Source organism: Putridiphycobacter roseus, assembly GCF_003234935.1.
Classification (GTDB): domain Bacteria; phylum Bacteroidota; class Bacteroidia; order Flavobacteriales_D; family Crocinitomicaceae; genus Putridiphycobacter; species Putridiphycobacter roseus.
Window position 1 is genome coordinate 15,995 of the sequence record NZ_QKSB01000011.1, and the last position, 12,216, is coordinate 28,210.

Annotated in this window: 11 protein-coding genes; 3 read left to right on the top strand and 8 right to left on the bottom strand. The window is 35.6% G+C overall.

The window, feature by feature from the left end:
- Position 1 precedes the first annotated feature (1 nt).
- The 7 genes from ruvX to DNU06_RS14305 all read right to left on the bottom strand — a co-directional run bounded on the left by ruvX (position 2) and on the right by DNU06_RS14305 (position 6,953).
- Positions 2-412 carry a Holliday junction resolvase RuvX gene (gene ruvX / locus DNU06_RS14270; RefSeq protein ID WP_111064175.1) on the bottom strand — a complete coding sequence of 137 codons (411 nt, stop codon included), beginning with the start codon at positions 410-412 and terminating at the stop codon, positions 2-4.
- Positions 412-2,307: a Na+/H+ antiporter NhaC family protein gene (locus tag DNU06_RS14275; protein WP_233503042.1), complete on the bottom strand. Its 1,896-nt coding sequence runs from the start codon at positions 2,305-2,307 to the stop codon at positions 412-414. The genes ruvX and DNU06_RS14275 overlap by 1 nt, the downstream gene beginning before the upstream one ends.
- Before the next feature lie 528 nt (positions 2,308-2,835).
- Positions 2,836-3,474 carry a 16S rRNA (guanine(527)-N(7))-methyltransferase RsmG gene (gene rsmG / locus DNU06_RS14285; protein WP_111064178.1) on the bottom strand — a complete coding sequence of 213 codons (639 nt, stop codon included), beginning with the start codon at positions 3,472-3,474 and terminating at the stop codon, positions 2,836-2,838.
- Positions 3,475-3,969 carry a 5-(carboxyamino)imidazole ribonucleotide mutase gene (purE, locus tag DNU06_RS14290; protein ID WP_111064179.1) on the bottom strand — a complete coding sequence of 165 codons (495 nt, stop codon included), beginning with the start codon at positions 3,967-3,969 and terminating at the stop codon, positions 3,475-3,477.
- 11 nt (positions 3,970-3,980) lie between these two features.
- Complete coding sequence (locus tag DNU06_RS14295) at positions 3,981-5,129, bottom strand: 5-(carboxyamino)imidazole ribonucleotide synthase (protein ID WP_111064180.1); 1,149 nt, start codon at positions 5,127-5,129, stop codon at positions 3,981-3,983.
- 67 nt (positions 5,130-5,196) lie between these two features.
- Positions 5,197-5,928 carry a hypothetical protein gene (locus DNU06_RS14300; protein WP_111064181.1) on the bottom strand — a complete coding sequence of 244 codons (732 nt, stop codon included), beginning with the start codon at positions 5,926-5,928 and terminating at the stop codon, positions 5,197-5,199.
- Positions 5,929-6,014: 86 nt separating this feature from the next.
- Positions 6,015-6,953 carry a toxin-antitoxin system YwqK family antitoxin gene (locus tag DNU06_RS14305; RefSeq protein WP_111064182.1) on the bottom strand — a complete coding sequence of 313 codons (939 nt, stop codon included), beginning with the start codon at positions 6,951-6,953 and terminating at the stop codon, positions 6,015-6,017.
- Positions 6,954-7,102: 149 nt separating this feature from the next.
- Here DNU06_RS14305 and nadA point away from each other — a divergent pair, with 149 nt between their 5' ends.
- Positions 7,103-8,110, top strand: coding sequence for a quinolinate synthase NadA (gene nadA / locus DNU06_RS14310; RefSeq protein ID WP_111064183.1), 1,008 nt, complete (start codon positions 7,103-7,105; stop codon positions 8,108-8,110).
- Positions 8,107-9,666 carry an L-aspartate oxidase gene (gene nadB / locus DNU06_RS14315; RefSeq protein ID WP_111064184.1) on the top strand — a complete coding sequence of 520 codons (1,560 nt, stop codon included), beginning with the start codon at positions 8,107-8,109 and terminating at the stop codon, positions 9,664-9,666. Before nadA ends, nadB begins: the two co-directional genes overlap by 4 nt.
- Positions 9,667-9,844: 178 nt before the next feature.
- Here nadB and mqo read toward each other — a convergent pair whose 3' ends face one another.
- Positions 9,845-11,332, bottom strand: a complete 1,488-nt coding sequence (mqo, locus tag DNU06_RS14320) for a malate dehydrogenase (quinone) (protein WP_111064185.1) — start codon at positions 11,330-11,332, stop codon at positions 9,845-9,847.
- 78 nt (positions 11,333-11,410) lie between these two features.
- Here mqo and DNU06_RS14325 point away from each other — a divergent pair, with 78 nt between their 5' ends.
- Positions 11,411-12,211 carry an N-formylglutamate amidohydrolase gene (locus tag DNU06_RS14325; RefSeq protein WP_111064186.1) on the top strand — a complete coding sequence of 267 codons (801 nt, stop codon included), beginning with the start codon at positions 11,411-11,413 and terminating at the stop codon, positions 12,209-12,211.
- The last annotated feature ends 5 nt before the right edge of the window (positions 12,212-12,216 follow it).

Here is a 12,216-nt window from a genome sequence, read left to right on the forward strand (position 1 = left end):
TTTAAAAACTACTCATATAGGATTGTAAAATAATACAAGCTGATATTTCATCTACCAAAGCTTTATTTTGCCTTTTCTTTTTACTTAAACCTGAATCTATCATGGTCTGAAATGCCATTTTGGAAGTAAACCTTTCATCAACCATTTTTATAGAAATATGACCAAATGTTTCTTCTAATTTTTTCTTTATTTCTTGAACCGGTATTGTATTGTGCGTGGGCTCACCATTCAGCCTTTTAGGTTCCCCTAAAATAATAGCGTCAACTTGGTGTTTAGCAAAATAAGTCACTAGGAATTTAAATAACTCTGGTGTGTTAACGGTAGTTAAACCCGAGGCGATTATTTGTAAATCATCTGTTTCGGCTATGCCAGTTCTTTTTGTTCCATAATCAAGTGCTATCAATCTTCCCATTAGGCTACAGATTTTTTTCCAAATATTTCAACAACTCCTATAATAACCAGAAATGCCAAAAGGAATGACATAAGTGGAGGTAAACCTAGCGCTGAAGGAATCGTGCCAGCAAATATGGAGATAGTCCCTACTGTTAATGCATAAGGGATTTGTGTTCTTACATGGTCAATATGATTGCAACCACTTGCTAATGAGCTTAAAATTGTTGTGTCTGAAATGGGAGAGCAATGGTCGCCTAAAACAGAGCCAGCTAATACCGAACTTACCACATTGTAAAAAATAGGCATGGCAATGTCCGGTGACATAGATTCATTCATGCATAATAGCCAAGCTGCTGGTAGAATTAATGGGTATACCAAAGCCATGGTCGACCAAGATGAACCTGTTGAAAAAGCAACAAAAGCAGCCAAGACAAATGTGAAGGCTGGAATTAGCCATGGAGATATTCTTCCATCAATTAAATGTGCTAAAAAGCTTGCCGTGTGCATGTCTTCTGTAACTAATGCAAGGGACCAAGCTAAAATCAATATCAATAAGGCTGGAATCATGGATTTAAACCCTTTAATAATCGTCTCAACAGTGTCTTGAAGATTCATGATTCTTTGAGATAAGGTCATTAATATAGCGACAAACATGGATGTTAGTGAGGCCCATAATAATGCAGTATAGGAATCTGATACACCAATTAAACTGCCTAATTTTTGACCAAAAGTATCGGCCGGCATTTTTAATAAATGCATGTCGTTCCAAATGTCTGACCAACTTTGGTAATTAGCGTTTTCATTTAGGTTTAATAAGTTACTTTCTAAACTTTGAAATCCTGTAACTAGTAATCCCAATAGTGTTCCTAAAACAATAATAGCAACGGGTAAAATCGCATTGATGGCACGGTGAGGAATGTTGCTTACTGGTTCTAAATCTTCTAATTCTGTTATGTCCCCATCATTCTCTTCCGGATTGACTATTACACCTGCTCTAGCCCTTTTTTCTGCAGTTAACATGGAGCCAAAATCCTTTTCTCGCCAAATTAAATAGAACATAAAAAAGAGGGTAAGTATGGGGTAGAATGAATAAGCCAAACTATTTAAAAATATACCGTAAACACCTTCGTCTATTTGCATAGAGTCGACATTAATTTTATCTAATCCATTTTGAATGTAGCCCAACTCGGCACCAATCCATGTGGTGACAAATGCAATGGCCGCAACAGGAGCAGCAGTGGAGTCAACTATGTACGCCAATTTTTCTCTTGAAATTTTTAATTTGTCCGTAATGGCACGCATGGTGTTCCCTACGACTAAAGAATTGGCATAATCATCAAAAAATATAGATAATCCTAAAAAGTAAGTGGTCAATTGTCCGCTTCTTGCATTTTTAGCATACTTTACAATACCATTTACAATACCTTTCATTCCTCCGTTTCGCGAGATTAAGGCGACTATACCACCAATTAAAACAGAGAAAACAATAACGCTTAAGTGTCCAGAGTCATTAAGTGCGTCAATAATATAGGTGTCAATTACCCTTAAAAATCCAGTAAATATTCCTAAAAACCCACTGTCGTAATAGCCAATAATGGCACCTCCTAAAAAAATGCCTGAAAATAAAGAAAAGATAACCTCTTTGTAGATAAGGGCAAAAAAGATGGCGAAAAGAGGAGGTAAAATCGACATCCATAAAGGGATAACTCGGTTAGTGGGCGGGTTGAATTTATAACCTTCTATATCTAATGTTTCCCCTTTTTTAAACTTGTGTGAAAAGCTAGGGTGCTCCCCAGAGAAATCGAGCTCAATTTTTTGATTGTTGACCGTGATGATGGCAGGGAAATTTTCTCCCACATTGGTAATGGATACATCAACTGCTACCCCGTCTAAAATAATTTCGGGGTAGTCCATTTTTAAACTCGATTGCCCAATTGAATTTATGGATATGAGGACAACAGTGAATAAAAAAAGAAATTTCCGCATGAAACAAAAATAAGAAGTTTGTTGAATTAAGCAACAGATAATAGGAGTATTTCGTTTATATCCTATAACTAAAATGAAAGTGCTTGTTTTTTTTCACGTCGTTTAAAACAGAATACCCAATACGGTTCAATTTTGAATGCATAAAGATTAGTAAGTTCTTTCCAATCTAGCGACACGCCCTGTACGGGTGTGGAACCAAGTATATTTACCTTTTGGATATAACAAATTGGTGTAGATTCTTGATATTTAAGTGTTGAAGGAATACTCAATCTTACCAATAAGAATCGTTTATGCCAATTTCTACCCGCGTACAATCTATCCCTAAATACCAATTTACTTTGGGGCGGCTATATCATTCATTCGTTAATTAGTACATTGCTTATACCATCTCTCCTCCTTTTTGAGGTGAAAAACACTGTTTAATTAGGGACTTTAGTCCTTTAGCTATGCTTTGTGTTAAGAATTCAAATCGACGTAAACTACTTTTTTGGTTTCAAAGAATTCCTCTTCAAAATGATCGGCTAAATGTAAAAACTCGTAATACTCTCTTACTGGTTTCATTTCATCTGTCAAGTCACCTCCTTTTAAGTATAAAAGTCCGTTAGGAAAGGCATTTTTGTCATTTTTCTTTATTTTTTTACGGACCCACATTAAAAATTTGGGCATGGCAGTTACTGCTCTGCTGACTACAAAATCAAATTTATGCTGAATATCTTCTGCACGGACTTGTTTGGCAATCACATTGGTGAGACCCAAAGCATCTTTCACTTCATCTACTACCTTAATTTTTTTGCCGATAGAATCTACCAAATAAAAATTTGACTCAGGAAACAGGATGGCTAATGGAATGCCTGGGAAACCACCTCCAGTACCTACATCTAATATGTCTGATCCGGGGACAAAATTAATGGCCTTCGCAATGCCTAAAGAATGCAATACGTGTTTTTCGTAGAAAGTATCAAAGTCTTTTCTACTCACTACATTAATTTGGTCGTTCCAAAGTTTGTAAATATCATACAACTGACCAAACAATTCTTTTTGATGATCGCTTAGGTCGGGGAAATACTTGTAAATTAAATCAACAGTTTGTGTCATTTAAAGCTTGTTATTTTCCATTTCTACTGCAGTTTTCAAAACCTTTTCTTTCAATTCCTCTTTGTAGGCTGTCAGTTTTTCAAATACTGCTGGATTGCTTGCCCCGATAATACTTGCTGCTAATAAACCAGCATTTTTAGCACCGTTTAAAGCAACAGTAGCGACAGGTATACCGCCTGGCATTTGTAGTATAGATAAAACTGAATCCCATCCGTCAATAGAATTACTCGATTTAATTGGAACCCCAATGACTGGCAATGCAGTTAAAGAAGCGGTCATACCTGGTAAATGCGCGGCACCACCAGCACCTGCAATAATTACTTTGATACCTCTGCCGTGTGCAGACTTTGCGTAATCATACATTCTTTCGGGTGTACGGTGAGCCGATACTACCGTGATTTCGTAGTCTATTCCAATTACTTTTAAAGCATCAGCTGCTTCTTGCATAATGGGTAAGTCCGACTTTGACCCCATGATTATTCCAACTTCTATCATTGTATTATATATTATGATTCGCTTTGAACACGAATCGTATTTTTTACTTTTATTGCTATTTCTTTTGCTTTATTTAAAGCGGGGTTGACTACAGTGACATGTCCCATTTTTCTAAACGGTTTGGTTTCTGCTTTGCCATATATATGAGGTGTTACACCAGGTAATGCTAATATTGCTTCCATTCCAGTGTATTTTACTTTTCCTGAATAGCCTTTGTCACCCAATAAATTGATCATGACACTCGGTATTTTGATATCCGTACAACCCAAAGGTAAATTCAAAATAGCCCTTAAATGTTGTTCAAATTGTGAAGTGATATTGCCTTCAATGGTATGGTGACCACTATTGTGTGGGCGTGGCGCAATTTCGTTGACCAATAATTCATTATCCTTGGTTAAAAATAATTCCACTGCTAATATACCGACAAAGTCTAGCTTTAATACAATTTGTTCCGCAATAGCAATGGCTTTTTTGCTGATTTCATCATTAATGTCTGCTGGAGAAAATAAAAATTCTACCAAATTTGCTTCAGGGTTAAACTCCTGTTCCACTAAAGGAAAAGTCTTGATTTCTCCATTTTCATTTCGGGCAACAATGACAGCTAACTCCTTTTCAAAATCTACAAATTTTTCAAGTACGGATGGTGCGTCAAATCCCTCAATGATATCATTCTCGTCGTGTAAAGCTAACACTCCTTTCCCATCATAACCACCCACACGCATTTTTTGCATAAAGGGCAACTCGGTGATGTAAGAAGAAATTTCGTTTCTATTTTCAATTAAATAAAATGGCGCAGTTGGTATTTGGTGCTTTTCGTAAAAAGCTTTCTGCGCACCTTTGTCTTGTATTAACTCAATGATATGCGGTTGAGGATAAACTTTTACGCCTTCTTGTTCTAGCTTTTTTAAAGCAGGAATATTTACATTTTCAATTTCAATGGTCAATACATCTTTGTCTTTACCAAAATTGTAAACGTCCTCGAAATTTTGAATGTCACCGTTTGTATAACTAAAGGCTGCAGATGAAGCAGGGCTTTCACTTCCTTTTTCAAGGATGTGCACATTTACATCAAAATTAATGGCGGCTTGAATAAACATGCGACCTAATTGGCCACCGCCTAAAATACCAAGTTTAAAATTATTGCTATAAAAATGTGACATGAAAAAAGTTTTGGCAAAGTTAAAATTTATTTATGAAATCTAAACAGCAGCCATATATAATCACAGCTTAATTATTTGATTCTGTCTCCTCTTCCACAACCTCTTCGTATTCTGTGAATTCCGCTTCTATAGTTTCTTCATTACCAAATCTTTTCTGTAAATTACCTTGGAAATTAAAATTTTGAAAAGGAGATGCTTTTGCTGTCGCTTCCTTAAAGGATTGACCAGTTAGCAATTTCCCAAGGATAGATGAGCCTCTGGAAATGGCGTTGTATAGCACAAAAACAGCTATAACCATAAAGATAAAACCGAAAAATGGGGTGTCATAAATGTTAATTATCGCGTCTGAAAACCAAGTAGTAATACCGTTTTCTATAAGACTTGGATTTAGAGATCCTAATACAAAAAAAACGATAGCACCAAGGATTAAAGCTACTTCTAATTTAGAGTCAAAACTAGTGGAGAAGCCTTTCATCATTTGACCTGCCATGCTTTTTATTTGTGCAAAAGCAGCTCTGTTTTGAAATTTACCGATTAAATAGAGTGTCATCAATATAGCGCCAATACTTATTGAAATGGCTGATGAATGGATGTACTGAGAATCAATATTGATGGTTTTAATAAATTGAATTGTAGTTCCTACAAATAATATATATTTTACAATTCTTAACGCGTTTGTTTTTACAGGACTTTTAATGCTGCTCGTTATAAAGTTGAAGGCAAATTTAAATAATCCCCATATAAATTCGAAGATGGTAAAACAAACGCCAAGTAAAAATAAGAATTGTAAAATTTTCATGTATGATTTTTTATAATTGTAGCAAAAACCATACGAAGTTAAGAACTAGCTCTAAAATTAGACAAGTTGTCAGTGAATTTTAAAAATTACTTCTTTTCGACTTCCTTTTCGTCAGTTTTATTTGTCTCGTCGCCATTTTCATTGTAAAAATGTTCTTCCAGTAATTTGTTTTTATCCCATTTGGCTTCATATTTTAAGGTGCCATCCTCATAATACTCTTCCCATAGACCGGTTTTTTCGCCCTTTTTGTAGCGTTCAATTATCCAAGTATTGCCATTTTGAAATAATCTTTTTACCTGGCCTTCTTTTTTGCCGTTTTTGAAGTTTTCAGTATATAATAATTTTCCGTCATCATAGTAATAAGAAGCCAAACCATCTTTCTCTCCTTCTTTAAAAAATTGTTCAATGGCTATTTGTCCATTTTCAAAATAGGTTTTATAAGCACCATCAAATTTGCCATTTTTATAGCCAATTTCTTTTTTAAGTTTTCCGGCTTCTCCATTACTTCCTTGAAAAAATTCTTTTTTAATTCCACTCAATCCTCCTGCTTTCCAGTTTTCAATTTTATAAATATTGCCATCAGGAAAATAATAAACATGCTTCCCTTCCGGTGCACCGGCATAATAATTTTTTTCCCATTTTAGTGTTCCATCTTCGTTATAGAATAACCAAGCCCCGTCTTCTTTTCCTAAATAATGAGACCGTATAAGATTAATAGTACCACTTTCGTAATAAATGGTGTCTTGTCCTTCGGCATGCCCGTCCACAAATTGGAGGTACATTTCTAGATTGTCGTTATTAAAACAAGATTTACAGTAACCGGTAAACGGTTTACCAGACTTTTGGTGAAAGACAGCCTTTTGGTCTTCGTCAAAATAAACCATTTCGGCACAATCTTTTACGCGTAAAAATCTGCTGTCGGTGCACTTAATCGCTTCTGTGGTTGGTTTATTATTCAATTCTGGTTGCGAAAAACCAACGGAAAAGAAACAAAGTAAAAAAGTGGTAAGGATATAATTTTTCATATTTTTTGTAGTTGCTAATAAGTTTGGTTCAAAATTTGTGCCTAAGTCTTTAAATAGGTTTTAAAACCTTTAAATTATAAAAAAACTAATTAAAACAGGTACGAATTTAGGTCGATTACTTAAATTTGAACAACGAAGACAACTTTAACATGGACAATACGATAAAAGAGGCAATCAAAAACGTTGAAAAAACAGGGTTTATTGATGTAGCCGTTTCAGAAGAAATTGATTTAGTGGCAGAAATCAATAAATTAAAAAAAGAAAAAAATGCAGTTATTTTAGCGCATTATTATCAGGAAGGTCCGATTCAAGATATTGCTGATTTTGTTGGAGATAGTTTAGCACTTTCTCAAAAAGCGGCAGAAGTAGATGCAGATATGATTGTATTTGCTGGTGTCCACTTTATGGCGGAGACGGCAAAAATTTTAAATCCAGATAAATTAGTGGTATTGCCAGATTTAAGAGCAGGTTGTTCTTTGGCCGAATCTTGTCCGCCAGCAAGTTTTAAAGAATTTGTGGATGCGCACCCTGATCATACTGTAGTGACTTATATCAATTGCTCAGCGGATATAAAAGCCTTGAGTGATATTGTTTGTACTTCCTCCAATGCCGAAAAAATTGTAGCATCTATTCCTGAAGGAACGCCAATTATATTTGCACCGGATAGAAATTTAGGTGCTTATATTCAAAAGAAAACGGGTAGAGAAATGCTTTTGTGGGATGGCGCTTGTTATGTACACGAAGCTTTTGATATTGATAAGATTTTAAAATTAGCCAAAGAAAATCCAGATGCTGAAATTATTGCACATCCAGAATCTCAAGCACATATTTTAAAAGTAGCAAAATACATTGGTTCGACCTCTGGCTTAATTAATCATGTGAAAACTTCTCCAAAAAAGGAGTTTATTATCGCTACGGAAGCAGGTATCTTGCATAAAATGAAAGCCGAAGTGCCGAATAAGAAATTAATTCCAGCACCAGTTGAAAAAGACGTTTCATGTGCTTGTTCAGAATGTCATTTTATGAAAATGAATAGCATGCAAAAATTATACTTATGCATGAAGCATGAATCACCCGCAGTTGTAGTGCCAATGGATATTAGTAAAAGAGCGCTTTTACCAATTGAAAGAATGTTAGAGATCTCCGCAAGAAAATGATACAATCCGATTTTTTAGTCATTGGGTCCGGTATAGCTGGTTTGACTTATGCTATTAAGGTAGCAGCCCAAAACCCAGATAAGACGGTGAACATTATCACCAAAAATAAAATAGACGAGTGCAATACTAAGTATGCGCAAGGCGGTATAGCTGTTGTACTCAATCAACACGATTCATTTCAAAGCCATGTTGATGATACTTTATTGGCAGGCGATAATTTGAATGATAAATCTGTGGTTAAAATTGTGGTGGAAGAAGCACCTGCAAGAATTAACGAAATTATTGAGTGGGGCGCTTCATTTGATAAAAGTCAAAATGGAGAATACGATTTGGGTAAAGAAGGAGGGCATTCTGCCAATAGAATATTACACCACAAAGATATTACGGGGTATGAAGTGGAAAGGGCATTGCTCCAAAAAATAGCCACAGCACCAAATATTCACGTTTACGAACACCATTATGCCATTGATTTAATTACAGATCACCATTTAGGGTTAAGTGTAAATCGTTTTTCTGAAAACCATTGTTATGGTGCTTATGTATTAGACAATAAAACAAAGATAATTCACCGTACCCTGGCAAAAGTTACTTTATTAGCAACAGGTGGCATAGGACAAGTATATATTCATACTACTAATCCAAATGTGGCAACTGGTGATGGCATTGCTATGGCTTATAGGGCTAAAGCAAAGATTTCTGATATGGAATTTGTACAATTCCACCCAACTGCATTGTACGAACCTGATGCTAGTCCAAATTTTTTAATTTCTGAAGCTGTACGTGGATTCGGCGCATACATAAGAAATGTAAAAGGAGAGCGCTTTGTTTTTAAAACGGATGAGAGGGGAGAGCTGGCTTCTAGGGATATTGTATCTCAAGCTATTGATAAAGAATTGAAAGTCTCAGGGGAGCGATTTGTTTATTTAGATTGTACACATTTAGATGCCGTTGATTTTTATAAGCATTTCCCGAATATTTATGATAAATGTAAAAGTATTGGAATTGATCCAACACATGACTTTATTCCTGTTATTCCAGCGGCACATTATATGTGTGGAGGGATTAATGTAGATAAAAAAGGGAGAACAAATATTACAAATTTATTGGCCATTGGAGAATGTTCTCGAACGGGGTTGCATGGAGCAAATCGTTTGGCTTCGAACTCTTTATTGGAAGGGTTGGTGTATGCCCACCGTGCAGCAGAAGAAGTTTCAAAAAGTATTAATAGCATAGAAATGCAGCTTAATATTCCTTCTTGGAACGCAAAAGGAACGCTTGCGCCAAAAGAATTGGTATTGATAACTCACTCCCGTAAGGAGTTAAAAATAATCATGTCCGATTATATGGCAATTGTTCGTTCTAATGTTCGTATTCAACGTGCTTTACGTCGACTGGAAATCCACTACAAAGAAACAGAGGATTTATACAACTCAACAGTAATTTCACCCCAGTTATGTGAACTCAGAAACTTAATAACTATAGCTTATCTAATTGTTTCACAAGCCAGCCGAAGACATGAAAATAAAGGGGCACATTTTAATGTGGATTTTGTTTGATTAAAAAGTAATGCGTGATTAGTGTCAAAAGTAAGTGATAAGGATTAATATTTTTTTGATTTATAAAAACGCATGTCTCTTCCAGTGTTTTTAAGGATACGATAGTGAAATTAAAAATGGTTTGAGAAGTTGTTGAGAAAGTACTGGGTCATTGGTATCAAGAATGAAGTAGTTAGTATTAAATATCCTCTAATTTCAAAACTTTTGTAGTCGCAGCTCGGGTGGCCATACATAAGTTGCCGTCTTCAATTAAGGAATAACCAAAACTTGGTATCATCTGCTTTAATTTGTCTTGCCATTCTTTAGACTCAAATTTTTCTGGGAAACATTGTTGGATTACGTCTAGCATAATCGATACTGAAGTGGATGCCCCAGGAGAGGCTCCTAGTAAAGCTGCCAAGGAACCATCTTTGTCCTTTACAATTTCTGTCCCAAATTTTAATACCCCTCCTCCTTTTTTGTCTTTTTTAATAATCTGTACCCGCTGTCCAGCTTGCACTAATTCCCAGTCTTCAAATTTTGCATCAGGATAATATTTTTGTAGCATTTCAAATCTGTGCTCTGGTGATTGAATAACTTGTTTGACTAAGTATTTTGTCAAGGCGAAATTTTTAATTCCTGCGGATAATAAGGGCCAAATATTATGTACTTCTAAGGATAAAGGCAAGTCGAAATAAGAACCGAATTTTAAGAATTTGGTTGAAAAACCAGCGTATGGTCCAAAAAGTAATGCTTTTTTACCATCTAATATTCTTGTGTCTAAATGGGGGACAGACATGGGGGGAGAACCTGTTTCAGCCATGCCATATACCTTGGCTTCATGTTGAGCAATAACTGCAGGGTTGTCACATTTTAACCATTGTCCACTTACTGGAAAGCCTGCATAACCTTCGGCTTGTTTTAAGTCCGTTTTTTCTAATAAGGGAATAGCACCGCCGCCAGCACCTATAAATACAAAGTCTGTTTTAAATTCAAATTCCTCCTCTTTCTCTAGGTCTTTCACTTCTACTTCCCACTGGCCATAGTCTGATTTTTCTAAGTCCTTTATTTCGTGACCAAGATGCAATGTCACCTGCTCGGTGTTTTGTAGATGCGAAATCATGCCACGCGTTAATGCACCAAAATTTACATCTGTTCCAATTGGCATTCTTGTGACCGCTATTTTATCGCTTTTATCGCGGTTGTGCATGATTAATGGTACCCATTTTTTAATCTGGTCATGATCTTCGGAATAAAGCATGTCCTTGAATATAGCGTATTGTTGATAGGTATGGTATCGCTTTTTTAAAAAAGCTACATTTTCATCCCCCCAAACAAAACTCATGTGGTCAATATCATTAATGAATGGTGTTTTAGATTCAATGAGCTTATTTTTAACCAAAAAAGCCCAAAACTGTTTCGAAATTTCAAAAGATTCTGCAATATGCAATGCCTTTGACATATCAATACTTCCGTCTTCTCGCTGTGGTGTGTAATTTAATTCACAAAAAGCAGAATGACCTGTTCCTGCATTGTTCCATGCGTCAGAACTTTCAGCACCTACACGGTTAAGCCTTTCATAAATATGAATATTCGCATTTGGGTCTAATTGATTGATTATGGTGGCCAATGTTGCGCTCATAATTCCTGCTCCAATGAAGGTGTAATGTTTTGTAGTTACTGACATTATTTTGTAATTGAATCTTTTTATTGAGTTACTAATTTACTAAATTTTGTAACTTAGTGGTGTAACAATTTCATAAACATGCCTGATCCATTTTATATCATTGAGCCAAAAGCGCCAAAAGTTCCCATTATTATTTCTGTCCCACATTCAGGAACTGATTTTCCAGAAGAAATAAAACAAGATTATTTGGAGGGACAATTAAAGGTATTGGATGATACCGATTGGAACGTAGAAGAAGTGTATGATTTTGCAAGCGAATTAGGGATTACTGTTATACATGCCAAATATAGCCGTTGGGTCATTGATTTAAATCGTGATCCAGAAAGTAAACCATTATACAATGATGGCAGAATCATCACTGGTTTATGCTCCTATACCGATTTTTTTGGTAGACCAATTTATAAGGCTGCACAAGACCCAAACCAAGAAGAGGTTGAACGAAGGTTAAAGACTTATTATTGGACATATTATCAAAAAGTACAAGCATTATTAGACGAAAGAAAAGCAGAATTTGGTAAGGTGTTATTGTGGGATGCACATTCAATCAGACACTTGGTACCTTCCATTCAAAAAGAGCCTTTTCCGGATATGATTTTGGGAAATAATGACCATAAAACAGCGGATCAAGAATGGATAGAAACAGCAATCAATACTTTGAGAAAAGGTCCTTTTCAAGTGAATCACAATACGCCTTTTAAAGGTGGGCATATTACCCGTTATTTTGGAAAACCAGCAGAAAATCAACATGCTTTACAATTAGAAATGAACAAAATATTGTACATGAATGAGGAAGAGATGAAGTATGATACGGTGAGAGCAAGTATTGTAAAAACTGTACTGAAACCTGTTTTTCAAGAATTAATAAAAGCAATGGCTTAAAGTTA